General features: G+C 39.6%; 23 protein-coding genes and 1 pseudogene. 16 read left to right on the top strand and 8 right to left on the bottom strand.

The genetic code is table 11. The features are described from left to right. Positions 1-383: pseudogene (locus tag DO88_RS14685) on the bottom strand (hypothetical protein); the annotation flags it as partial. Between the two features lie 208 nt (positions 384-591). On the opposite strand from DO88_RS14685, the gene rsmD reads away from it, so the two are divergent. The 14 genes from rsmD (at position 592) to DO88_RS14755 (ending at position 16,431) form a co-directional block, all read left to right on the top strand. Beyond that, positions 592-1,197 (top strand): 16S rRNA (guanine(966)-N(2))-methyltransferase RsmD, encoded by a 606-nt coding sequence (gene rsmD / locus DO88_RS14690; protein ID WP_007376028.1) that lies wholly within the window; start codon positions 592-594, stop codon positions 1,195-1,197. A gap of 145 nt (positions 1,198-1,342) precedes the next feature. Further along, positions 1,343-1,558 carry a 30S ribosomal protein S21 gene (rpsU, locus tag DO88_RS14695; RefSeq protein WP_002957797.1) on the top strand — a complete coding sequence of 72 codons (216 nt, stop codon included), beginning with the start codon at positions 1,343-1,345 and terminating at the stop codon, positions 1,556-1,558. A 19-nt stretch (positions 1,559-1,577) separates the two neighbouring features. After that, the gene (locus DO88_RS14700; protein ID WP_007376027.1) at positions 1,578-2,024 is read left to right on the top strand and encodes a GatB/YqeY domain-containing protein; all 447 of its coding nucleotides are present in this window, start codon (positions 1,578-1,580) and stop codon (positions 2,022-2,024) included. A gap of 243 nt (positions 2,025-2,267) precedes the next feature. After that, positions 2,268-4,019, top strand: coding sequence for a DNA primase (dnaG, locus tag DO88_RS14705; protein WP_008136894.1), 1,752 nt, complete (start codon positions 2,268-2,270; stop codon positions 4,017-4,019). A 124-nt stretch (positions 4,020-4,143) separates the two neighbouring features. After that, positions 4,144-5,994, top strand: coding sequence for an RNA polymerase sigma factor RpoD (gene rpoD, locus DO88_RS14710; protein WP_007376024.1), 1,851 nt, complete (start codon positions 4,144-4,146; stop codon positions 5,992-5,994). A gap of 67 nt (positions 5,995-6,061) precedes the next feature. Further along, positions 6,062-6,943 carry a 50S ribosomal protein L11 methyltransferase gene (prmA, locus tag DO88_RS14715; protein WP_002957801.1) on the top strand — a complete coding sequence of 294 codons (882 nt, stop codon included), beginning with the start codon at positions 6,062-6,064 and terminating at the stop codon, positions 6,941-6,943. Positions 6,944-7,224: 281 nt separating this feature from the next. Continuing rightward, on the top strand, positions 7,225-8,196 hold the full coding sequence (gene dusB, locus DO88_RS14720) for a tRNA dihydrouridine synthase DusB (protein WP_198022396.1): 972 nt from the start codon (positions 7,225-7,227) through the stop codon (positions 8,194-8,196). A 19-nt stretch (positions 8,197-8,215) separates the two neighbouring features. Beyond that, positions 8,216-8,506, top strand: coding sequence for a DNA-binding transcriptional regulator Fis (gene fis, locus DO88_RS14725; protein ID WP_002957804.1), 291 nt, complete (start codon positions 8,216-8,218; stop codon positions 8,504-8,506). 325 nt (positions 8,507-8,831) lie between these two features. Then, complete coding sequence (gene purH / locus DO88_RS14730) at positions 8,832-10,418, top strand: bifunctional phosphoribosylaminoimidazolecarboxamide formyltransferase/IMP cyclohydrolase (RefSeq protein ID WP_007586526.1); 1,587 nt, start codon at positions 8,832-8,834, stop codon at positions 10,416-10,418. A 106-nt stretch (positions 10,419-10,524) separates the two neighbouring features. After that, positions 10,525-11,346 (top strand): class I SAM-dependent methyltransferase, encoded by an 822-nt coding sequence (locus DO88_RS14735; protein ID WP_007376020.1) that lies wholly within the window; start codon positions 10,525-10,527, stop codon positions 11,344-11,346. Positions 11,347-11,361: 15 nt separating this feature from the next. Then, on the top strand, positions 11,362-12,645 hold the full coding sequence (gene purD / locus DO88_RS14740) for a phosphoribosylamine--glycine ligase (protein WP_033038208.1): 1,284 nt from the start codon (positions 11,362-11,364) through the stop codon (positions 12,643-12,645). Positions 12,646-12,758: 113 nt separating this feature from the next. Beyond that, on the top strand, positions 12,759-15,299 hold the full coding sequence (locus DO88_RS14745; RefSeq protein ID WP_033031038.1) for an EAL domain-containing protein: 2,541 nt from the start codon (positions 12,759-12,761) through the stop codon (positions 15,297-15,299). A gap of 22 nt (positions 15,300-15,321) precedes the next feature. After that, positions 15,322-16,131 (top strand): DUF2797 domain-containing protein, encoded by an 810-nt coding sequence (locus tag DO88_RS14750; protein WP_008136908.1) that lies wholly within the window; start codon positions 15,322-15,324, stop codon positions 16,129-16,131. Between the two features lie 6 nt (positions 16,132-16,137). After that, entirely contained in the window at positions 16,138-16,431 is a 294-nt protein-coding gene (locus DO88_RS14755; protein WP_007376015.1) for a hypothetical protein, read from the top strand. Positions 16,432-16,444: 13 nt separating this feature from the next. Here DO88_RS14755 and DO88_RS14760 read toward each other — a convergent pair whose 3' ends face one another. From DO88_RS14760 to DO88_RS14785, 6 genes are all read right to left on the bottom strand, one after another. Continuing rightward, on the bottom strand, positions 16,445-17,362 hold the full coding sequence (locus DO88_RS14760) for a histone deacetylase family protein (protein WP_007376014.1): 918 nt from the start codon (positions 17,360-17,362) through the stop codon (positions 16,445-16,447). Positions 17,363-17,466: 104 nt separating this feature from the next. Further along, entirely contained in the window at positions 17,467-19,008 is a 1,542-nt protein-coding gene (locus tag DO88_RS14765; RefSeq protein WP_007376013.1) for a serine hydrolase, read from the bottom strand. Positions 19,009-19,023: 15 nt separating this feature from the next. After that, positions 19,024-19,518: a gamma-glutamylcyclotransferase family protein gene (locus DO88_RS14770; protein WP_007376012.1), complete on the bottom strand. Its 495-nt coding sequence runs from the start codon at positions 19,516-19,518 to the stop codon at positions 19,024-19,026. A 26-nt stretch (positions 19,519-19,544) separates the two neighbouring features. Then, the gene (locus tag DO88_RS14775; RefSeq protein ID WP_007376011.1) at positions 19,545-20,183 is read right to left on the bottom strand and encodes a LysE family translocator; all 639 of its coding nucleotides are present in this window, start codon (positions 20,181-20,183) and stop codon (positions 19,545-19,547) included. 11 nt (positions 20,184-20,194) lie between these two features. Further along, positions 20,195-20,968, bottom strand: coding sequence for a hypothetical protein (locus DO88_RS14780; protein WP_007376010.1), 774 nt, complete (start codon positions 20,966-20,968; stop codon positions 20,195-20,197). Positions 20,969-20,998: 30 nt separating this feature from the next. Next, complete coding sequence (locus tag DO88_RS14785) at positions 20,999-21,484, bottom strand: CreA family protein (protein WP_007376009.1); 486 nt, start codon at positions 21,482-21,484, stop codon at positions 20,999-21,001. A gap of 204 nt (positions 21,485-21,688) precedes the next feature. Between DO88_RS14785 and DO88_RS14790 the strand changes: the two genes are divergently transcribed. Then, positions 21,689-22,018, top strand: coding sequence for a 5-carboxymethyl-2-hydroxymuconate Delta-isomerase (locus tag DO88_RS14790; protein WP_007376008.1), 330 nt, complete (start codon positions 21,689-21,691; stop codon positions 22,016-22,018). 69 nt (positions 22,019-22,087) lie between these two features. Here the strand turns inward: DO88_RS14790 and DO88_RS18535 are convergent, their stop codons facing one another. Next, positions 22,088-23,686, bottom strand: coding sequence for an EAL domain-containing protein (locus DO88_RS18535; RefSeq protein ID WP_007376007.1), 1,599 nt, complete (start codon positions 23,684-23,686; stop codon positions 22,088-22,090). 294 nt (positions 23,687-23,980) lie between these two features. On the opposite strand from DO88_RS18535, the gene DO88_RS0118200 reads away from it, so the two are divergent. Continuing rightward, the gene (locus DO88_RS0118200; protein ID WP_007376006.1) at positions 23,981-24,328 is read left to right on the top strand and encodes a hypothetical protein; all 348 of its coding nucleotides are present in this window, start codon (positions 23,981-23,983) and stop codon (positions 24,326-24,328) included. The last annotated feature ends 42 nt before the right edge of the window (positions 24,329-24,370 follow it).

The raw sequence follows: 24,370 nt of genomic DNA, 5'->3' as shown, positions 1-24,370 counted from the left end.
TCTAGACGATCGCTTTCAGCTTGTTCAGCTGCAACTCGTGCTTGCTCTAAACGATCGCTTTCAGCTTTTTCAGCCGCAATTCGCTCTTGCTCAAGGCGCATTTGCATTTCTTGTTCGGCTAAACGCTGTTGCAGCTCTAATTGTTTTGCGTGGGCATCAGCTTGTTCTTTTGCCAATAATTCAGCATTTGCTTGTTCAACCGCTAACTTTTCAGCTTGCTCTGCATCGTGCTTCTCTGTTTCAGCGCGCTCTTGCTCTATACGCTCAGCTTCTTGTTGTTCGGCCAACGCTTGTTGGTTATTAGTTTCTTTTACTTGCTCTGCTTGTTTTTCATCTGACTTACCAAAACCAAACCAAGACAGGAATTTACTTTTTTTTGCCATACTTGCTAATAACCACTTATAAAAATCTGATAAACTAAAATTTGAAAATAGCTTTATTGTGCTCGGCAATATCTGCCAGCAAAAAAACAGTTCAAAACATTAAGAGCTAAATAGTAACACTTTTAATGCAGTTGAAAAATGAAGCTATACGTAATCTACTGCAATATTATCTGAGCTAGATCCCAGATACCATTTTTTAGTGAGCTAAATGAGAAATAAAACGGCGCAAAATAAAGTAATTAATAAATCAAGTGATGGCTTTATTAGAATTATAAGCGGTCAATTTCGTGGCAGAAAGCTACCAGTAAAGGATGTGCAAGGTCTGCGTCCAACCACCGATCGCATAAAAGAAACAGTATTTAACTGGTTAATGCAAGATACACGAGATACAAACGTACTTGATTGCTTTGCCGGCTCTGGTGGTTTAGGGTTTGAAGCATTATCTCGTTTTGCTAAAAGCGCTACTTTTATTGAGCTTGATTTATTAGCAGCAACGCAATTAGAACACAATATAACAACTTTAAAATTGCAAAACGCGCACGTAAAAAATATAAATACATTATCGTTTTTAGAACAAAAAAACCTAAATGAACCTTTTGACCTCGTTTTCGTTGATCCCCCTTTTCGTAAAAACCTAGCCCAAATTAGCTGCGATTTTTTAGAAAAGAATCAATGGCTCAGCTCAGAAGCTTTAATTTACGTTGAAGTTGAAAGTGATTTAAACTCATTCACAAAACCAGATAACTGGCTGTTAATTAAAGAAAAAAAAGCTGGCCAAGTGTTTTCTAGGTTGTACCAACGCCAATCAAATTAATACTGTTTTACATGATGTGTTTCTGTTAATATTGTCCTTTACATGTGGTGTTGCTTCGGATTACAATACCGCACCATTTTTGAACCACTTGATCAATGTTTGATCAACTTGAGCAACGCTCATAATTTAGGTAGGTGAATTTTTAATGCCAGTAATTAAAGTAAGAGAGAACGAACCGTTTGACGTAGCACTTCGTCGCTTCAAGCGTTCATGTGAAAAAGCAGGAATCCTTTCAGAAGTTCGTCGTCGCGAGCACTATGAAAAACCAACAGCTGAACGTAAACGTAAAAAAGCTGCTGCAGTTAAACGTCACATGAAAAAACTTTCTCGTGATAACGCTCGTCGCGTTAAATTATACTAATATATTAGGTTTTGTATAAATGAGCCTTTTAATAACGCTAAAAGATGCGCAAAAAGATGCGATGAGAGCCAAAGACAAGCAACGTCTTAACCCTATTCGTATGGTACTTGCTGCAATCAAGCAACGTGAAATTGACGAGCAAATAACGCTAGACGACGCAGGTATTACCTCCGTTATAGTGAAGCTTGTTAAACAACGTCGTGACTCTTACACTCAGTACAAAGATGCTGGGCGTGATGATTTAGCTGATATTGAAGCCAATGAAATAGTAGCGCTTGAAACTTTTTTACCTCAACAATTGAGTGAAGAAGAAATCATTGCTCTCATTGACGCGGCTATTGCTGATACTAATGCAGCAGGTATGCAAGACATGGGTAAAGTAATGGGTATAATCAAAAGCAAGGCTGAGGGTCGCGCCGATATGGGCAAGATCTCTGGTTTAATTAAGCAACGATTAACTGCCTAATACTCCCACATACATTAAAGTATGATTGAAGTAAACCGAGCCTTGTGCTCGGTTTCTTTGTTTTTAACTTTAATAAAAAGTGCTTCAATGTGGTTATTTAAAGATAAAATTATTTATAGCTACTCTGTTTATTTAGCTTTCGTTTTGGTAAGTTAAAGCTCGTTATACTCTGCGCCAAGCGAGTATAAAAAGTAAATTTTACATTCGTTATTTTTATCATTATCTCAGGACTGCATTTTACTAATGGCTGGAAAGATCCCACGTAACTTTATAGACGATTTACTTGCCAGAACCGATATTGTCGACCTGATAGACTCAAAAGTAGGTCTAAAAAAAGCAGGTAAAGATTATCAAGCTTGCTGCCCTTTTCATAATGAAAAGTCCCCCTCGTTCACGGTATCTCAAGATAAGCAGTTTTATCATTGTTTTGGCTGTGGCGCTAACGGGAATGCGATTTCATTTATAATGGAATACGAAAAGCTCGAGTTTGTTGATGCTATTGAAGAAATAGCCAGCATGCTTAATTTAGAAGTACCTCGAGAACAAGGCACAAGTTCAGCACCAGAACGCACCGCAGCACAAAAGCGCTCTGATTACGATTTAATGCTTCACACAGCACGCTTTTATCAACACCAATTAAAACACCACAGCAATTCAACGGCTGTAATAGACTACGTTAAGGGCCGAGGTTTAAGTGGTGAAATAGTTAAAAAATTTATGATTGGTTACGCTCCAAGTGAATGGGATGGTTTATGCCTACAGCTTGGCCGCAACAAAGAACAAAAAGAGCAATTAGTTGAGCTAAAGCTCGCTTCAGAAAAAACACCAGGCAGACAATTTGATTTTTTCCGCGACCGCTTAATGTTTCCTATTCGCGATAAACGCGGACGTGTTATCGCCTTTGGTGGGCGTGTAATGCAAGCCGACCAAGGTCCTAAATATTTAAACTCTCCAGAAACCAGAATTTTTCATAAAGGTTTTGAGTTATATGGTTTATATGAGGCAAAACAAGCTCATAAAAAGTTAGACCATGTACTTATTGTTGAGGGTTATATGGATGTGGTGGCGCTTGCTGAACAAGGTATTGAATATGCTGTTGCTGCACTTGGTACTGCAACTACGAGCGAACACATGCACACCCTTTTTAGAACAACAGATAAAGTTATTTGTTGTTACGATGGGGATCGCGCAGGGCGAGATGCAGCGTGGCGAGCACTTGAAAACGCTCTTCCTTATTTGAATGACGGAAAAGCCTTAAATTTTGTTTTTTTACCCGATGGTGAAGACCCTGACTCTCTAGTACAAAAAGAAGGTAAAGAGCTGTTTGAACAACGCTTGAGTGAAGCCGATGACTTTACTAAAGTATTATTCAATAAATTAAGCCTAGAAATAGATTTAACACTCGATTCTGGCAAGGCAAAATTACTTAGTGCTGCACTGCCATTAATAGAAAAAATACCCAGTGAGTTTTATCAAGAAAACATTCTTGAACAACTCGGTCGTTTAATTGGTCGAACACGTGAGCAGCTTAATAGTCGCTTAAAAACACCTAAGCAACAGCACTCTATTGAGCGAAAATTTAAAATAACACCTATGCGACAGGCCATTGGTATTTTAATTCAGCACCCACAATTGGCTAAAAGTATTCCTTATTTGCCCGATTTAGCGCAAATGAGCATAGCCGGTATTGGATTATTACTGCGCCTACAAGAACAAGCATTAGAAAAAGAGAATGTTACCACCGCGCAATTACTCGAATTTTTTAGAGGAACTGAAGATTACGAGCCATTAATAAAGCTTGCAACGTGGCAACACGAAATAAATGAAGAGCGTTTAGAGACTGTTTTTCAAAATACTTTTAAATTTATTGAAGATCAGTGTTTAAATTATCGACTAGAGACCTTATTAATAAAGGACAAGACACAAGGTCTCAATAGCGATGAAAGACTTGAATGTCATTTGTTAATGACAGCGTTAAAAGCCACTAACAGCTAGTCAGATCTATTTTTGGCTGTTATACTGTGCTATTCACTGCGTCACATTATTCTAGTTGGCTTAAATGCAAACTACATGATGGCGCCTGTTGTATCAACTTATCAGAGTGGAAGAAAAAATCTCTATGGATCCAACTCCTCAGTCACAATTAAAACTTCTGATTCAGAAAGGTAAAGAGCAAGGCTACTTAACTTTTGCAGAAGTAAATGATCACCTTCCACAAGACATTATAGACTCAGATCAAGTAGAAGATATCATAAGCATGATTAATGATATGGGTATCAAGGTTAGCGAAAATGCGCCTGATGCTGATGAATTAATGATGCAAGAAACAACGACAGACGAAGACGCAGCAGAAGCTGCCGCTGCAGCCCTTGCGACTGTAGAAAAAGAAATCGGCCGTACAACTGATCCGGTACGCATGTACATGCGTGAAATGGGTACTGTTGAACTTCTGACACGTGAAGGCGAAATTGTAATCGCTAAACGTATTGAAGAAGGCATTAACCAAGTTCAGATTTCTGTTGCAGAGTACCCTGAAGCAATCACTTACCTACTTGAACAGTGGGATAAGTTTGAAGCTGAAGAAATGCGTTTAAGCGATATCATCGTTGGGTTTATCGATCCGAATGAAGATACAGCGCCAATTTCAGCAACTAATATTGGTTCAGAATTAAGTGCTAAGCAACTTGACGACGATGATAAAGACGACAAAGACGATGCTGATAGCGACGATGAAGATGAAGAAGAGATAGACACAGGACCAGATCCTGAAGAAGCTCGCATTCATTTTGAAAATCTACGTGATTTATACAACAAAGCACGTGATACGTTTGAAGCTAAAGGTCGTTCGCATCCTGAATCACAAGCTGCCATTTTTGAAATTGGCGAGCTTTTCAGAACCTTTAAATTAATACCTAAACAGTTTGACCGCATGGTAAATAACATGCGTGAAATGATGGACAGAGTTCGCGTTCAAGAACGTCTAATCATGAAACAAGCTGTACAAATTGCTAAATTACCGAAGAAAACGTTCGTTAAGCACTTTGCTAACAACGAAACTGACGCTTCTTGGGTTGATTTAGAAATTTCAGGTAACGAAAAGTATTCAGCTAAGCTTGAAGAAGTTAAGCCAGAAATCATTCGTAGTATTAATAAATTATCTGTTATTGAACAAACAACAGGTTTAAGCATTGAGCGTATTAAAGACATTAACCGTCGAATGAGCATTGGTGAAGCGAAAGCACGCCGCGCGAAAAAAGAAATGGTTGAAGCTAACTTACGTCTTGTAATCTCAATTGCTAAAAAATATACAAACCGTGGCTTACAATTCTTGGATTTGATCCAAGAAGGTAACATTGGTCTGATGAAAGCCGTTGATAAGTTTGAATATCGCCGTGGTTATAAGTTCTCTACTTATGCTACGTGGTGGATACGTCAAGCAATCACTCGCTCTATTGCTGACCAAGCAAGAACAATCCGTATTCCGGTACATATGATTGAAACGATTAATAAACTTAACCGTATTTCTCGTCAAATGTTACAAGAAATGGGTCGTGAGCCAAATCCAGAAGAATTAGCAGAACGCATGATGATGCCTGAGGATAAAATCCGTAAGGTACTTAAGATTGCTAAAGAGCCAATTTCAATGGAAACACCAATCGGTGATGATGAAGATTCTCACTTAGGTGACTTTATCGAAGATACAACCATTGATTCGCCAATCGATTCGGCAACAATGGAGTCTCTTCGAGGCGCAACTAACGATGTACTTGCAGGCCTAACAGCTCGTGAAGCTAAAGTACTACGTATGCGTTTTGGTATTGATATGAATACCGACCACACCTTAGAAGAAGTAGGTAAACAGTTTGACGTAACACGTGAACGTATTCGTCAAATAGAAGCGAAAGCGCTGCGTAAATTACGCCACCCTTCTCGCTCAGATTTACTGAAAAGCTTTTTAGACGCTAAATAATTTAGCGCTACTATATAAACTAAAAAGGCCGCTATAGCGGCCTTTTTTCTATTTGAAGGAAATAACCATGGCTTGGATCCAAATTCGTATTAATGCCAATGCTGCAACAGCTGATGCAGTAAGTGACCTATTAATGGAAGCGGGTAGCGCTTCAGTAACCTTTATTGACGCAAAAGACACCCCTATTTACGAGCCTAAAATTGGCACTGTTGTGTTCTGGGCTGATACCACAGTCATTGGCTTGTTCGAAGCTAATCACGATATGAACGCAGTTGTTGCGTTATTGAAGCGCCATGATGAGCTAAAAGACAATTTAGTATACAAAATCGAGCAACTTGAAGATAAAGACTGGGAACGTGAATGGATGGATAACTTCCACCCTATTCAATTTGGCGAAAAACTATGGATTTGCCCAAGCTGGCGCGACATTCCAGACCCTGATGCAGTAAATGTATTGCTAGACCCAGGCCTTGCTTTTGGCACGGGCACACATGCAACAACGGCCTTGTGCCTTAAGTGGTTAGAAAGCCAAGATCTGACGGGTAAAACGGTTGTTGATTTTGGTTGTGGCTCAGGAATTTTAGGTATTGCAGCTATAAAACTAGGTGCAGAGCGTATGATTGGGATAGATATTGACCCTCAAGCGCTTGAAGCAAGCCTTGATAACGCTAACCGAAATGGTGTTGCAGACAAACTCGAAGTATACCTTCCAGAAAACCAACCTGAGTTTAGTGCTGATATTGTGGTGGCTAATATTTTGGCGCAACCGCTGCGTGAACTTCACAGTGTAATTTTGGGATTACTCAAGCCAGGTGGAAAAATTGCTATGTCGGGCATATTAGAAGAGCAAGCCCAATCGGTTGCCGATATTTACGCGCCGTTTATTGAGCTAGATGACATTGCCGTTGAAGGTGATTGGACTCGAGTGAGTGGCACTAAAAAAGCGTAATAAACTGCACAATCAAATTTAGAGCATTAACTCAAAACATGCATGTAAAGCCTGTATTTAACAGGCTTTACTATTTTTTTACATAATAAAAAATAAACTTATTTTGTTGCAAAAACAAAATACGCTCAAATTTCGCACAAATAAAGCCATTCCTCATACGGTTATCAAATGTCAATACGAAAAGGGCAAAAAAAAGTCACTTTTGTTCAATTTATAGCCTTTGATTTTTGCTAAAAAAACCGTAAACTTAGCGCCCCTTGAAAAGAGGCCTATTGAATATAGTGCGTATCGGTAAATACCAACTTGAGAATAATGTAATTGTCGCGCCAATGGCAGGCATTACAGACAGACCATTTAGACAACTTTGTCGACGCTTAGGTGCGGGCTTAGCTGTGTCTGAAATGCTATCGTCAAATCCTAAGGTTTGGAAAACAGAAAAGTCGATGAACCGTATGGATCACAGCGGTGAATCGGGTATACGTGCTGTGCAAATTGCAGGAGCAGATCCTGAGCTTATGGCGCAGGCCGCACAATTCAATGTTGCTAACGGTGCACAGATCATAGATATCAATATGGGGTGCCCAGCAAAAAAAGTGAACAAGAAACTCGCAGGCTCTGCCTTATTACAGTTTCCTGAACTTGTGGAAGAGATTATTGATGCAGTCGTTAACGCTGTAGATATACCTGTAACACTTAAAATCCGTACAGGATGGGATCCGGATAACCGTAATGGTGTAGAGATTGCGAGAATAGCTGAACGTTATGGCATTGCATCACTTGCTGTACATGGGCGAACGCGCGCATGTATGTACAAAGGTGATGCTGAGTACGCCACGATTAGGGATATAAAACGTTCAGTGTCGATTCCTGTTGTTGCCAATGGTGATATTACATCACCAGAAAAAGCAAAACAGGTTTTAGACTATACGGGTGCAGATGCCATTATGATTGGCCGAGCCGCCCAAGGTCGCCCTTGGATATTTAGGGAGATAGACCACTATTTGCAAACTGGGGAACATTTACAGCCGCCTGCTATTGCAGAGGTGCGCAGTATATTAATGGAGCATTTAACAAACCTCCATATGTTTTACGGTGAGCCAATGGGAGCGCGAATTGCTCGCAAACATGTATCTTGGTATTTGCAAACCCATGACAGTGATGGTCAGTTTAGGCGAGTATTTAATGCGCTCGACAACCCACAGGCACAGGTCGTCGCATTAGAGCAATACTTTAAAACACTAGCAGCTAACTAAGAAAGAAAGAGACTTAATAATGTTCGAACAAAACGTGACTTCTCCATTTATCACTAACCCTCATGTTCAGTCACACGAGAAACCGCAGCCATTGCGTGATGCAGTAAAAAAAGCTGTTCACCACTATTTAAAGCAGCTTAACGGTCAAGATGTGCAAGACGTTTACGACCTTGTTCTTTCAGAGCTAGAAGCGCCATTACTTGAAGAAGTGATGACATATACACGTGGTAACCAAACTCGTGCAGCAATTTTACTAGGTATCAACCGTGGTACTTTACGTAAAAAGCTTAAAAAATACGGCATGAACTAATACCAATTATATTGAAAGCGTAAGTATTCTAACGAGCTAAACAAGCCCATAACGTCGTTAATAATTTTTTATGTAGAATAACTACACAGCAAAATTTTTGCCTTGTTATAGACTTGTTTTTCTATCGTTATAACTACTTACTAATCCAATACAACTGGTATTATGCAAAAAAAGCACCCTCGGGTGCTTTTTTTATGCCTACAACTTATTAACCAAATTGCAAAATGCTCACCCTCATCGGCGCTTTATAAGTCGTTTTTTGAGTTGTAATCAGTTAAAATGCCCGCTTCTAAGCTAGCTCATTAACTGAGGAAATCAAACTACAATGGATACTCATCGTCCCATTCGTCGCGCACTATTAAGTGTGTCTGATAAAACCGGTATTGTTGAATTTGCCCGCGCACTAGAAGCGCAAGGCGTTGATATTTTATCAACTGGCGGCACATGTAAACTACTTGCTGATAACGGCATAAAAGTGACTGAAGTATCAGATCACACAGGTCACCCTGAAATCATGGATGGCCGCGTAAAAACTCTTCATCCAAAAATTCACGGCGGCATATTAGCCCGTCGCGGACAAGATGAAAGCGTAATGGCAGATAACAACATTTCTGCTATCGACATAGTTGTAGTTAACTTATACCCCTTTGCGAATACAGTCGCTCAAGAAAACTGCAGCCTTGAAGATGCTATTGAAAATATTGATATTGGCGGCCCTACAATGGTTCGTGCAGCCGCTAAAAACCACAAAGACGTAACAATCGTGGTAAACGCGAGTGACTACGACCGTGTTATTAGCGAAATGCAAAACAACAATGGCTCTACTACGTATAAAACACGTTTTGACTTAGCGATTGCTGCTTACGAGCACACTGCCGCATACGATGGCATGATTGCTAACTACTTTGGTAAAATGGTGCCTGATTACACCGAGGAAGCTGCTGTAGAGACTAAATTCCCACGTACTATCAATATGCAGTTCACTAAAAAGCAAGATATGCGTTACGGTGAAAACTCACATCAAGATGCTGCTTTTTATGTTGAAAGTGACATTGCTGAAGCATCAGTTGCAACAGCAACTCAATTGCAAGGTAAAGCCCTTTCGTTTAACAATATTGCAGATACCGACGCAGCGCTTGAATGTGTTAAAGAATTTGATGTACCAGCGTGCGTAATTGTAAAACATGCTAACCCGTGTGGTGTTTCAATTGGCGACAATATCCTACAAGCATACGAGCGCGCTTTTAAAACAGACCCTACATCAGCATTTGGTGGCATTATTGCCTTTAACCGAGAGCTAGATGCAGCAACGGCACAAGCAATTGTTGATCGTCAGTTTGTTGAAGTAATTATCGCACCTAGTATTTCGAGCGACGCTGCAAAAATTGTTGAAGCTAAAAAGAACGTTCGTTTATTAGAATGTGGACAGTGGACAGGCAAAGCCGCTGGCCAAGATATTAAACGCGTTAACGGCGGTATTTTAGTTCAAGACCGCGATTTAGGCATGGTAACGCAAGGCGACTTAAAAGTTGTTTCTAAACGCCAACCTACAGAGCAAGAACTTAAAGATTTACTGTTTTGCTGGAAAGTAGCTAAGTTTGTTAAATCAAACGCAATTGTTTATGCCCGTGACGGTATGACTATTGGCGTAGGCGCAGGCCAAATGAGCCGCGTATACTCAGCTAAAATTGCAGGCATAAAAGCTGCAGACGAAAACCTTGAAGTTAAAGGTTCAGTTATGGCGTCTGATGCGTTCTTCCCATTCCGTGATGGCATTGACGCAGCCGCAGCCGCTGGCATTACTGCGGTAATTCAGCCTGGTGGCTCAATGCGTGATGAAGAAGTGATTGCAGCTGCTGATGAAGCTGGCATGGCAATGGTACTAACTGGTATGCGCCATTTCCGCCACTAATCACACAAAGGGTTAAACGTTGGTTTAACCCTTTTTGTTTGCTATAAATTCACGTATTCTGATTATTCAATAACCTATTTAAAATTATAATGTGAAGGAACAAACAATGAAATTTGCGCTAAAATCGCTACTTGTAGCCACACTAACGATGACATCGACTATGGCGCTTAGCCATAACCACGAATCGAGCCTTGAACATGCACTTCAATCAAGCGAACGCAGTGCTAAAAACAGCGTTCGTGACGAATATCGTCACCCGGCTCAAACACTGGCATTTTTTGGCTTTAAACCAACTATGACAGTTGTTGAAATTGCGCCCGGCGGTGGTTGGTATAGTGAAATTTTAGCGCCAGCACTAAAAGAGCAAGGCACTTATTATGCCGCGCACTTTCCTGCTGATTCATCAGTTGGCTACTACCAACGCTCTCTTGCGGGCTTTAAACAAAAAGTAGCTGAAGATAAGCGCTTTAGTAGCGTTAAAATTACTGAGTTTGCACCTGTAACACATTTAGATATTGCGCCAGCTGGCAGTGCCGATATGGTTTTAACATTTCGTAATGTACATAACTGGTACATGGGCAAAGATAAAAGCGGTGCATTAAGTGCATTCCAAGCTTTTTATAAAGCCCTTAAACCAGGTGGTACATTAGGTTTAGTTGAACACCGTTTAGCTGAAGAACGTGCTGACGAAGATCAAAAAACATCAGGTTATATGAAGCAGAGCTACGTAGTAGACCTTGCTAAACAAGCAGGGTTTGAATTAGTAGCAAGCAGTGAAATAAATGCAAATCCAAAAGATACAGCCGATCACCCTAAAGGTGTATGGACGCTACCACCAAGCTTAAGACTCGGCGAACAAGATGCTGATAAATATAAAGCCATTGGTGAAAGCGACCGCATGACGCTGAAATTTAAGAAACCGCTTTAAATAGGAATTTTCGCCATGAATGTTTTAGTCATTGGCAGCGGCGGCCGCGAACACGCACTTGCGTTTAAAGCCGCTCAAAACACCAAAGTAAATACTGTATTTGTAGCCCCTGGTAATGCAGGTACTGCACTTGAACCAAAACTTGAAAACGTAGCAATAAACGTTGACGACTTAGATGGTTTACTTAATTTTGCACAGCAAAATAAGGTAGAGCTTACTATTGTAGGTCCTGAAATACCGTTAGTACTGGGTGTTGTTGATAAGTTTCGTGAACATAACATGGCTATTTTTGGACCAACGGCGGGCGCAGCTCAGCTTGAAGGTTCTAAATCGTTTACTAAAGACTTTTTAGCACGTCATAAAATCCCAACGGGCGACTACCAAACGTTTGAACAGATTGAGCCTGCCCTTGCTTATTTAAAAGAGAAAGGCGCGCCAATTGTTGTAAAAGCAGATGGTTTAGCTGCGGGTAAAGGCGTAATTGTAGCCATGACGCAAGCCGATGCCGAAGAAGCTATTCGCGATATGCTTGCGGGTAATGCTTTTGGCGATGCGGGAAGTCGTGTTGTTATTGAAGAGTTTTTAGACGGTGAAGAAGCGTCTTTCATCGTAATGGTTGATGGTAAAAACGTATTACCATTTGCGACCAGTCAGGACCATAAACGCGCTTACAATGGCGATGCGGGTCCTAATACGGGTGGCATGGGTGCATACTCACCTGCGCCAGTTGTTACTGATGAAATCCACCAGCGTATTATGAACGAAGTGATCTACCCTACGGTAGAAGGCATGGCAAGCGAAGGCCATCCATACACAGGCTTTTTATACGCAGGTTTAATGATTGACGAAACAGGCACCCCTAAAGTCATTGAGTACAACTGTCGCTTTGGCGACCCTGAAACTCAACCAATGATGCTACGTTTGCAATCAGACCTAGTTGAATTGATTGAAGCCGCTAACCGTGTAGAACTTGATAAAACAACAATTAAGTTTGACCCACGTGCAGCTGTTGGTGTTGTACTTGCCGCTAAAGGTTACCCTGGCGATTACCCTAAAGGCGATGCTATTTCGGGGCTAAAAGTTGATTACCCTGCAGATGAAAAAGTGTTTCATGCAGGCACTAAACAAAGTGGCAATGACGTTGTAACCGCAGGCGGTCGCGTATTATGCGCAACAGCACTTGGTAATACTGTTACGCAAGCGCAGCAACGCGCCTATGAGCTTGTTAAACAAATTAGCTGGAATGGTATGGAATATCGTACAGATATTGCTTATCGTGCTATTGCACGCGAGCAATAGGCTTATAATACCAGTTTATTGGTATAACCAGTTAATTTAACTACAAAAGCGCAGTCTCTCTGCGCTTTTTTAGTGCTACACTAATTAAAAGTTTTTTTAAAAGTACGCAAACGTTGGAACTAAGAACTTTACGTTATCATGCAATTGCTGTTGCCATACTAGTACTTATATTTTTTATTATAAGTACACTGGCATCAAACCTCGTCGTGCCTACACGATATACAATTGATAAAACCGCGCCCGTATATCTTGATTACGCGTACTATATTGATGAAACTAAGAGCCTTACTTTTGACGATGTTATAACCCAGCCGCAGTTACTCTCTCATCAAAAATTTTCGGAAATACCGTGGAGTTTTACTCAACAAAATTATTGGCTGTTTCTCGATTTAGAAAATAAGAGCTTCAAAAAAGAAAACGTTGTTGCCCATTTTGATAACCCCATGGTTGATCACCTAACTATTTTTCGACTCAATAAAAACAACCAATTAATTGATACTTATAAGCTCGGAGATAAAGAACAAGCACTTACTTTATTTCAATACAGTGTGCCGCATATCCGCTTTTCGCTCGAAAGTAAGTCCTCACAACGACTCGTAATGAAAATAGATACGATAGGTATAAGTAAAACACCTGTAAATTTATATCGTGATAAAGAGTTTATTGACTTAGTGCGTTCGCAAACAGGGATTTGGGGGATTTTTGTTGGCGTATTGCTAATGGCTGCACTGTACAATCTTGTTCTTTATTTTGGTATAAAAGACCGAGTTTACTTAATTTATATTGGCTACATTATTAGCGCTATTATACTAATGGGAGCGGTATTAGGTTTTGGCTTTTATTTATGGCCAATGGAATGGCAATTATTTATTCACGAAAAAATAGTACTTGGTAATTACGGCGTTGCTTTTTTTACCCTCTCCTTCTGTATTATGTTTTTACGTTACCACAAAGAAAAATGCTGGCGCTATAAAATGAGTACAGCGCTACTTAAGCTTATGTTTGTTCTTGCTGTAAGCAGCCTTTTTATCCCTGAAAATATAGCAGCACCTATTTTTTTTGGAGTGATGAGCCTACTTTATATAGCGTGTATTATTTTAATTTATAACAAATTACGTAGTGGTTTTAGATGGGCTAAATTTTATGTTTTTTCATGGGTGCCACTAATTTTTGGCGCGGCAATTCAACCTATGGAACTGACTGGCCTTTTACCTTATAGCTTTACCACACGCCACGCCTTTTTAATGGCTATACTATGCGAAGTAATATTAATGGCAATGGCATTAGCAGACCGAGTTAGGTATCAGCGTGAACGTGCTTTATATCACGCTACGCACACTCAACAAACAAAGCTTCTTAATAGTGCTAAGCTCAAGCAAACCTTTATGGAGTTACAAGCAAAAAACCGCTCAACAACTTTGTGTTTGATTAAAATACGCCACTTTAACTCTCTTAATACTATAATTACCCCTTCTCAAGGCTATGCACTTATAAAACATATAGCGAGAGAATTAGAGTTAGAATTGAGCCACGAGCGCGAATTTATAAATCTTGATACTAACTTAAACACCATCCCTCGATTAGCCGATCTCAATAGCGGCGTATTTGCCTGTATTTCGACTAAAACACAAAACCAAGAAATGCTAGAAGCACTTCTCACCAAAGTAATTAGCAACTTACCAAAACAATACGAAATAAAAGGGCTAAACCTGCAACTTAATTACAGTATTGGCATTAGCTGTGCGGGTAAAACTAACGACTTTGAGTATTGGTTAAAACGTGGATATTTAGCACTTAAAAAAGCAAAAAGTAGTGTTAATCAAGTAGGGTTATCATCAAACGTGAATAACCAAATGATGGACGTTTCCTTAGCTGCAAAGCTACAAAAAGCCATAAAAACAAATCAACTTACACTCTATTACCAGCCACAAATAAATTTATTAAATAACCAAGTAATTGGCGCAGAAGCTTTACTACGCTGGCCCGATCCAACCTTTAATAATTTACCGATTGAAGAGTTAGTAATTCTTGCTGAACATACAGGTATTATTAACGAACTAACACTGTGGGTCATTGAACAAGCGTGTAAAGATATTGCCGAACTAACAAAAAATGGTTACATCAATCATACTATTAGCGTCAACCTCAGCGCTAAAAACTTGACCATAAATAACTTAGCTGAAAAAGTAGAAAATATACTCATTAAATACCAAGTACCGGCTCGTTTACTTAAGTTTGAACTAACCGAATCAGCTTTTGTAGAGAGTCAAGATGCACTCATTAAATTAGTTGATGAATTATCGGCATTAGACATTAACGTTGTTTTAGACGACTTTGGTACAGGTTACGCATCACTTAACTACTTAGTTAACTACCATTTTAGTGAACTAAAAATAGATAAGTCGTTTGTTTTTGATTTACCTAATAACCCCACTCATCAAGTTATTGTACAAACAGCCATTGATATGGCGCACAACCTTAATTTATCAATAACAATTGAGGGGGTAGAAACTCAGGAGATTCATCACTTACTTAAAGACATGAATGCTGATTCTGCCCAAGGTTATTTATACGCAAAAGCACTGCCTTACACCGACTATTTACACTTCTTAAAAAGCCAATATAGCTTAAAAATGTTAGACTCCTCTTTTTAACATCTTTAGGGGCCAAGTAAAGATGCAAGGCACACTGCGTAAACTAAAATCGAGTTTAACCGAACCAGTACAATATCACTTACCTGTAGGTGAGCACTTAGTAGACTTAAATGCATTTATAGGTAAGGAGCTTACGCTCACCTTTAGTGGCACTATTTTATGTTCTAACTGCGGTAAAAAAACCAAAAAAAGCTATTCTCAAGGTCACTGTTTTGTATGCATGCGCAAGCTCGCTAGTTGCGACATGTGTATTATGAAACCAGAAACTTGCCACTACGATCAAGGCACTTGCCGAGAGCCACAGTGGGGCGAAGAAAATTGCATGATCCCACACTATGTGTATCTCGCTAACACTTCTGGATTAAAAGTAGGTATTACCCGCCACACACAAATACCGACTCGTTGGGTGGATCAAGGCGCTACTCAGGCATTACCTATTTTTAAAGTGCAAACTCGCCTGCAATCGGGTTTAGTGGAAGTTGCTTTGGCTGAATTTATTGCCGATAAAACCAATTGGCGCAATATGTTAAAAGGCCAAAACGACGCACTTGATTTAAAAGCAGCAGCGGCTGAGTTAATTCCACAAATTAGCGAAAAACTAAACGAGCTAAGTGAGTTATTTGGCGCAACAGCAATAGAGCAACTTGACGAAGATGTGGTTGATTTAGATTTTCCAGTAACCGAATACCCAACAAAAATCAGCTCATTTAACTTTGATAAAGACCCTGTTGTAAGTGGTGTTTTACAAGGTATTAAAGGTCAGTACCTAATCTTTGAAAAAGGCGTTATTAATATTCGTAAATTTACGTCTTATGAAGTAACCGTAGGCTAACGGGCTATGTTAAACAGCTACCCACAGTTATTGGTTATTTATAATGAGCTTGAGATAGCTCAAAACCAAAAAGAGCAACAAGAGTGCTTACACAGCGTTATGCAAAGTGAGCTAAGCGACGTGCGAGTACTTAATAAGCAAGGTGACTACCTTAATTTACAAGGCACTGTTTGCCCTGAATTGAGTGGCGAGCAGCTAGCACAGCTTGTTACAGCTTACTTATTAAATGAAGGACAATGTTGCCTTGGTAAAATAAAAACCCTAAGCACAGCGCAGGCGTTTGATTTACTAGGGCTATAAACACTCTTATTATTTAAACCTCAGTAAGCACTTTTATATGCGCTACAGCACTACGACCTAACGCTGATAGCGCATAGCCACCTTCTAAATACGAAATAACCCCTTTGCAACCGCCCTCCTTTGCCACACTGCATAGCTGCTCGGTGAGCCAAATGTAGTCACTTTCAACAAACTTTAAGCTTGCCATATCATCTTCTAGGTGTGCATCAAACCCTGCGCTTATAAAAAGTAATTCAGGCTTAAACGCTTTTAATTTTGGTAACCATTGCCCAGTAAACACCTCTTTTAGGTCGTCGCCATTACTAGCAATTGGCAGAGGGGAATTAACTATATGGCTATTATTTTTAACTGCTGTATTTGGGTAAAACGGATACTGAAATAACGAACAAAGCAGTACATTTTCGTCATCAATAAAAATGTCTTGTGTGCCATTACCATGGTGTACATCAAAATCCGCAATAGCAATGCGTTTAACCCCTTTGCTTTGTGCGTACTTAACGGCAATAGCTAAGTTATTAAACACACAAAACCCAGATGATGAATCCTTATTCGCATGGTGTCCTGGCGGACGTACTGAGCAAAAAGCAGCATCGAGTTTATCGGCAAGTATTTCATCAACAGCTAACAATCCTGCACCTACTGCACGCTCAATCGCTTTAAACGAATCGGGGCACAGCCAAGTATCGCCATCTAAATTAGCGAGTCCTTCCGTTGGTAGTGTAGTTTCTACGTGTTTAACTAAAGCTTCATCGTGAGCAAGTAAATAATGCTCACGCTCGGCCTTAGGTGCTTGCAGGTGTGTTAAGCCAACATCTACACCGCTGGCTAATAATCTGTCGGTAATTGCATCTAAGCGCTCTGGGCACTCAGGATGGTCGTCTATCATTTTATGCTTACGGCAATGAGGATGAGAAATAACTGCTGTACGCATAAAAAAGTCCCTTACAAGGTGTAAAAGCTTAATATAACAAAGCCACCGGCTGGTGGCTTTGCGACTTTGGTGTATATCAACACTTTAAATATCAAAACTATTAACTACTTTGCTTTTAAATGCAGGTTTCTAAAATCAAAGCTAAAGTCGGTCACTTGTGTTGATACTGCACGCATTTTAGCGCTGTTTACACGATTACTAACATCCATATCAAAGGTAATAAACGCATCTGCTTCAAGTAGCTTTTCATCCCACTTAACAATAAATGTATTGCCAGTGTAGTGCTCAAGTGTGCCTTTTAAACGTTTAGTATGCGTAAAATCAATGTGTAATTTGCTATCGAGCTGCTCAATAATCACATCGCCGTACCAGTCATCGTGCAATGTACCGGTGTAATTAATATTTGGTAATTGTGGCTGGTAGTCAGCAGGTGCTTCTGGTTTTGCATTAGCGTACGCGAGTTGCTTGCCTTCAAAATGTTTTTTAGCTAGATCTTCTACCCAGTCTTTATCTTCAAGTTCAAGCGCATCTTCAAGTACTTCATGGGTTACTGCCGAAAGCGCACCAAAAGCTTGTTGGTTAGATAAAATAACAATACCGAGTTTTTTCTCAGGCAATAAAGTAACTTGCGATACCATACCTAAAATACCACCGCCGTGACCTAACTTTTTAAAGCCGTGGTAGTCTTCAATGCTCCAACCTAGCCCATACCCTCTAAATTGCTGATGGTACGACTCAAACGCGCTTTTAGATGCCATAGACGTAATATGTGGGTGCCACATTTGCGCTTGTTGCTTTTCGCTAAACAGCTGCTCGCCATTAGGCATTTTACCGCCCGCTAATTGCGTACGAAGCCATTGACTCATATCGCTTACACTTGAAGCGATGGCGCCTGCGCCTCTAAAGTCTTCTAGGTAGTTCACAAAAAAGGGATGAAGTGAGCCATCCATAGGAATATGACCTGTTGCCCAGTTAGTGTTGCTTTTTGGGATGCGTGAAAAACCTGCGCGTGAGTTGTCCATGTGTAGCGGCTGTAATATATTTTTTTCGATGTAATCGTTCCAGCTCATACCCGACACACGTGCAACCACTTCGCCAGCGGTAACAAACATCAAGTTGTTATAAGCGTACTTACTACGAAAGCTGCTCGCTGGTTTTAAATACTGTAATCCCGCTAAAATTTCATCAACGGGCTTATCCGTGCTTGGCCAAATCATTAAATCGCCTTGCCCAAGCCCTAGCCCACTGCGGTGACTTAATAAATCACGAATACGCATTTCGCGTGTTACGTACGAGTCGTACAATCTAAACTCTGGTAAATGATCAATTACGCGGTCATCCCAGCTCAACTTCCCTTCATCAACCAACTTGGCAAGTGCCGCTGTTGTAAACGCTTTGGTGTTTGAAGCAATACCAAACAAGGTGTCTTTGTTTACTTTTTTGTTGGTATCGAGATTAGTTACACCAAAGCCTTTAGCAAATATCACTTTATCGTTTTCAACAATGGCGACTGCCATACCTGGTACGTCAAAACGTGCCATTGACGCTTTAATAACGTCGTCAATTTTGTTGGTATCGACTTGTGCCCAGCTACTAAACGTAGTGCTTGCTAGTAATGCAATTGCGGCTAATTTGGTTAATTTCATATCAATCCTATTTTATTATTTTTGATGAACTGCAAATTCAATTTCGGCACGCTCTTTATTGGTATCGCTTTTGTGCGGCCTATTGAGTATTGCATCACTGTATTCTTTTGGTACGCCTGCTTCAAGTGCGCCGCGATGAACGTGTTTTATGTACCAATCGTATGGGAGTACATCGCTGTCATGGGTATTAGCTATATAACAATGTGCGGCTACAGTCTCACCCGTTAAAAGCGTTGGGGTTATATCTACGCAGTCGTAACCTACGCCCTCAATACTGTCTAAAATGGTTTTTTCTTCTTCATTAAGCTCATAAATAACGCCATAAACCAACGCATCTTCTTTATTGCTTGGGCAGATACTGCACTTACCTGAGCCATCTTTAAATAACATATCAAAAGTAAGCTCGTAACCTTTAAGTACCGCTGTTCCTACACGCTTTACATTCGGTAAACGCGCCAACAAACGGTTAGATGACATATTAGAGCCAAACGAAAAATTATATAACGGCATTTTATCTCCTGCGCTTTTTAAATAAGTTAAATAACAACACGTACTGCAAGGGCAATTAAAATAACGCCAATTCCACGGTCAAACCAATAACCACGCTGCTGGAAAAAGCCCCTCACATTATCTCTAGAAAGCATTATTGAAAGCATTGAAAACCACACCCAAGTAGCCAGTGCCATGTACACGCCATAAACGATCTGCACGCTAGTAGGTGTTGTTGGACTAATCACGAGTGTAAATAACGACATAAAAAATAACGTGGCTTTTGGGTTTAATGCATTGGTGAAAAAGCCGCGCCTAAAAGCCACCCAAACGGGTTCCTCTTGAACGGCTTTGTTTTCAATATTTTTTGCAGCCTCGCCTTCATTACTTGCAGGCGGTTTTGCAGCTCTAAGAGCTTGCACGCCTAAGTAAGCTAAATATGCACCAGCAAGGTACTTAAGCGCCATAAATAAACTAGGCGATTGCGTTAAAATAAGCGCTACACCTAACACGCAATAGGCAACGTGCAGTAAAATAGCAGCGCCAACACCGGCGCTTGTCCACAATGCATTGCACCTACCTTGTTGCACACTTTGCTTGAGCACAACGGCAAAGTCAGGCCCAGGGCTTGCTACTGCAAAAAAATGAGCAATAACAATCAGTAAAAATTCATCTAAGTATTCCACGCAAGTCCTTGCTAGTTTGGTGAATAAGCTAATAACAGCGGGTTGGCCGAGTTATTTACCAATGCTTTAATTTCTTTTTGTGCTTTTTTAAACTGACCACGCAGATGCGGTTTTAAGTGTTTTTTAGAGACTTTATCGTTTTTAAAGTAACTAATAAGGGCATGCATAAATACCGTATGTGTTTCACTTAGCTTAGCTTCACGGTTAGCGTATGGGTTGTAACAAGAACCACAACCGCCCTTAAACTGATACACCGTGTTGCTCATCATCACACCAAACCCTAAAAAACAGGCAAGCGCATCGGCAGCTTGTGGTAAATACTCCCTACCACCTGGCGGTAGCACCCCAACGTGATGAATAAGTATAGTGGCCAGAGTACCCGCATAACTTGCTACTAAATCTTGTGGCTGATTAATCTGATTAGGATTAAAAGAAATGCTGACCTTATGGCTTGGCGGCACAATTAAATGGCAGCCTTCTCCACGTATTTCATTGCTAAATTCAAAGTGTGGAAAAACCTGAGGCTGCAATTGCTGAGGCGCAACTAACTGAATAGGCCACGCGCTCATACCTGCATAATTAGTAACGCGGGTAAAAACGTTAGTCGCCATTTCTTCAATACTTGATACCGAATCAGGAAAAAACGCTGCTGTCGGCAATATTATTTTTGTTTGCTTAGTAAAGTACTCCGCATCAAAATTCTCTACCGCCCAAATAAACGTATCAATAAGCCATTGCTGTTCTTGATCTTCCAATAATGGTGCCGATTTAAATAAAGCTAACATAAGGTGCTCTTATAAGTTTTAGGTGCTAGTTTAGTTTTTTTGTGTAAGCGCCCATTCCCACGCTTGAGTATTGTATAGCGGCACTGTTGATAGCGCATGATGATGGCTGCCACTGGATTCTTTCGTTGAGTACGATAAATACAATAAGGTGCGGTTTTCAGCATCGTAAATACGACGTACCTTTAAAGATTTAAATAAAATACTTTTAGATGATTTAAATACCACCTCGCCCGACTTACTTCGGTCAATTTCTTGTAGCTGCTGTGCTGTAATAGGCCCCGTTTGACGACACGCAATTGACATATCAGACGGATCAGAAAAGTCTAAATCAGCTTCAATATGGCTAATGTGGCACGTAACACCTTTAATAATCGGATCTTGCTGCGAATTAACCACGACATCTTTAGTTGTAAATAACCCAAGGCTTACCGACGCAACATCATCAGAGCAAGCACTCAACGTAACTACCGCACCTGCAAGTAAAGCTAAACGTTTAAATTTTTGTGGTAATTTCATACTTATCCTTATCTATAATAGGTAACTTAGCATCTACGTCACTAAGCAAAGGTTCACCTGTTTGTTTTATACTAACATCAAAAATAAATACGACTAAATTAGTTTAAAGTAAAGATTTTAGATAGCCCTAGGTTTAGCGAACCCTGTTGTATTTGATACAATTAACCCTCGCTAATGCAGTAACTCATAATAGGAAACGCCTAAATGCCGCATATTATTATTGAACACTCAGAAGACCTCCCTGTTTTACCACAAGTACTAGTAGAGAAAATTCATAACAGTACTTTTGAAAGCGGACTTTTTGATTTAGAAACAATTAAAACACGCGCAATTGCATACCAACAATACCAACTAGGTATAGGTAAAGAAGGGTTTATTCATATTCAAGTGCATATAATGGCAGGGCGAACGGTAGAACAAAAACAAATGTTAAGTGAGCACCTACTCGCATGTTTAAAAACCTACTGCAGAGACTCTGATAGCTTAAGCGTCAATATTTACGATATGGATCATGATGTATATCGAAAAAATTAGAACGTATTTTTAGAAAACGAGTAAACATTCGATGACGCTGCATTACTGTTGCACAAAACTTTTTTAAATTTAAAGTATGCGCTTCTCAAGGTTACCAATAATCTGACTCACAGGGCTCGCTTTGTGATAAAGCCAACCTTGGTGTAAAAATACCCCTTTTGATAAAAGGTAATCAGCTTGCTCTTGGGTTTCAACCCCCTCAGCAACAACATCAATTCCAATCGTTTTAGCAAGCTCAATTAATGCATCAAGCAAAATAGCCAGTTGTGACTCAGTGCCTATAGCACTGACATAACTTCTATCAATTTTTAATATGTCTAAAGGCAATGCCTTGAGGTACTGTAAGCCCGCATAACCAGTTCCAAAGTCATCAATTGCAATTAGAATATTTTGATCTTTGAAGTCTTGCATAGTCTGAATGACTTCTTGATCGTCTAAATCAATTAACTCATTTTCTGTCAGTTCCAGAACCAAGTGAGGAATAACAGCGTTTAACGAAAAAACTAACTGTTTAAAATAAGCATCCTTTAAATGCTCACCTGTAATATTAATGTTTATTTTTATATTGCTATCCCAACCAATTAACTCTGCGGAGTCTGCTATTAAGTTTTTAATTACAGCATAGGTAAGGCTTATATTCAGATGATTGCTTTCGATATCAGGTAAAAAACGATTTGGTGTTAAAACACCTTCAATAGGATGCTTTAAACGAACCAATGTTTCAGCCCCAGCAAACTGTTTTATATTCGAATCCCAAATGAGTTGATAATAATTAACAAAACGCCCTTGTTTTAAATAATTTCGCAATTCACTTTTTCTACTTTGGTAGTTTTGTTGATACACCTCTGTAAAAATGAAAATCAACAAAAAAATAATGATATACAAAGCAACATGGCTATATGAGGGGTAATACACATCTTCGTATAGTACGTTTTCATCAATCGCTATCATTAAGGCAAGGCGTGGTAAATATTTCAGTGGCTCAATAATTAAAAAATGTTTTTTTGCATCATCAAATACGACACCTTTTACAGTAAGCGGTTTTGTTAATGGAAATAGCGGGTAGTTAATCGGTAAAGTATAATCCCCAACCACTGTTACTACTTTACCTTTTCTAGCATCAACAGTAGCAACATAAGTATAATTTCTATCGAGTTCATTAATACGGCGATTTAACAGCGATTGCGGTAGCAATGCATTAATTTCGTATCCATCACTTCTGGTTTTAGCGATAATTAAAGCGGTTTCACCAATAAAATTAGCAGCAATAGGCCCAAAAAAGCGTAATCGTTTAGATTTAGTTGGTTTAATTCCGGATGTTTTCATAGGCTTTTTAAGTTTTTGCCAACTCGTACAAATTAAATTACCTTTAGGGTCTCTAATCCCTAGTTCAGCTATATTTTGAATATTAAAGTGCGCTTTACGCAGTGCTAACAGCGTTGCTGGGGTACAAGAAGGAGTAAGGTTGTCATTTTCAACAAAAAAGTCATTAAGCTGCTTTAACTGTTTATTTAAATCGCTTTTAAACCAATTAAAATCAGCCTTTACTTGAGAGCGCAAAAAAGCTTTTTTAGAAACAACCTCTAATGGGTAGTCAATCAACATAACTAGCAATACGCTAATAGTAGCAATAACGAATGCTTTAAACTTATACTGAAACTTTGGCACTATACAATTCCCAGAATGAATGGCTTTCAAAACTCCAATAAACATAACCTAATACTAACAATAAATTAATTTACATAAACACTTAAATTTTACTTTTGACTAGCAATGTTGCTAAAAACAGCATTATTTCACTTCCATCAATAGTGGCTAAAAATTTAATTGTATTTAACTCTCAGTTAAAAAATAGCAAAGAGCGTATGAGCTTTTAACAATAGCTAAAGCCTCAGAATGTAAAGCCTATTGCCGCCAAGTCTTTGAAGTAAATGGCTACATCGGGAAGGTAGTATTTATACAGTGAAAGGTAAAGGCGGCCTAATCCGTGATGTACTAATACCTAACGCACTGGCTACACAGCTAGAACAAAGGCGCTTAGCACAGCCTATAACGGTTCGTGATAGGGAAATTAACTATTTACAACGTTATGATATTGGTGGTGGTCATAAATGTTCATGCTCATTTTCAAAAGCATCTAATCGCGCTCTATTTTTTTCTAATGGCGGCCATGGCCTAAGGCATAGCTACGCACAAGAGAGAATGAATGAACTAAAAGGTTTGGGGCTTAGTAGGCAAGTAGCTCTCGAAACCGTGTCGCAAGAGCTTGGCCATTTTAGAGCTGAAATTACTGAGGTTTATTTAAAGTAACCGCCGATTTAAGTCTTGGAAGCTAGAATTAAAAGACTATTA

Source organism: Pseudoalteromonas sp. S3431 (assembly GCF_000690035.1).
Taxonomy (GTDB): Bacteria; Pseudomonadota; Gammaproteobacteria; order Enterobacterales; family Alteromonadaceae; genus Pseudoalteromonas; species Pseudoalteromonas fuliginea.
The sequence above is the reverse complement of the archived record's forward strand: the minus strand, read 5'-3'. Positions and strand labels throughout refer to the sequence as shown.

Bases quoted from the DNA above. Each gene is read 5' to 3' on its own strand.
- rsmD (WP_007376028.1), top strand. From the start codon at position 592: ATGAGAAATAAAACGGCGCAAAATAAAGTAATTAATAAATCAAGTGAT.
- rpsU (WP_002957797.1), top strand. From the start codon at position 1,343: ATGCCAGTAATTAAAGTAAGAGAGAACGAACCGTTTGACGTAGCACTT.
- DO88_RS14700 (WP_007376027.1), top strand. From the start codon at position 1,578: ATGAGCCTTTTAATAACGCTAAAAGATGCGCAAAAAGATGCGATGAGA.
- dnaG (WP_008136894.1), top strand. From the start codon at position 2,268: ATGGCTGGAAAGATCCCACGTAACTTTATAGACGATTTACTTGCCAGA.
- rpoD (WP_007376024.1), top strand. From the start codon at position 4,144: ATGGATCCAACTCCTCAGTCACAATTAAAACTTCTGATTCAGAAAGGT.
- prmA (WP_002957801.1), top strand. From the start codon at position 6,062: ATGGCTTGGATCCAAATTCGTATTAATGCCAATGCTGCAACAGCTGAT.
- fis (WP_002957804.1), top strand. From the start codon at position 8,216: ATGTTCGAACAAAACGTGACTTCTCCATTTATCACTAACCCTCATGTT.
- purH (WP_007586526.1), top strand. From the start codon at position 8,832: ATGGATACTCATCGTCCCATTCGTCGCGCACTATTAAGTGTGTCTGAT.
- DO88_RS14735 (WP_007376020.1), top strand. From the start codon at position 10,525: ATGAAATTTGCGCTAAAATCGCTACTTGTAGCCACACTAACGATGACA.
- purD (WP_033038208.1), top strand. From the start codon at position 11,362: ATGAATGTTTTAGTCATTGGCAGCGGCGGCCGCGAACACGCACTTGCG.
- DO88_RS14750 (WP_008136908.1), top strand. From the start codon at position 15,322: ATGCAAGGCACACTGCGTAAACTAAAATCGAGTTTAACCGAACCAGTA.
- DO88_RS14755 (WP_007376015.1), top strand. From the start codon at position 16,138: ATGTTAAACAGCTACCCACAGTTATTGGTTATTTATAATGAGCTTGAG.
- DO88_RS14760 (WP_007376014.1), bottom strand. From the start codon at position 17,362: ATGCGTACAGCAGTTATTTCTCATCCTCATTGCCGTAAGCATAAAATG.
- DO88_RS14765 (WP_007376013.1), bottom strand. From the start codon at position 19,008: ATGAAATTAACCAAATTAGCCGCAATTGCATTACTAGCAAGCACTACG.
- DO88_RS14770 (WP_007376012.1), bottom strand. From the start codon at position 19,518: ATGCCGTTATATAATTTTTCGTTTGGCTCTAATATGTCATCTAACCGT.
- DO88_RS14780 (WP_007376010.1), bottom strand. From the start codon at position 20,968: ATGTTAGCTTTATTTAAATCGGCACCATTATTGGAAGATCAAGAACAG.
- DO88_RS14785 (WP_007376009.1), bottom strand. From the start codon at position 21,484: ATGAAATTACCACAAAAATTTAAACGTTTAGCTTTACTTGCAGGTGCG.
- DO88_RS14790 (WP_007376008.1), top strand. From the start codon at position 21,689: ATGCCGCATATTATTATTGAACACTCAGAAGACCTCCCTGTTTTACCA.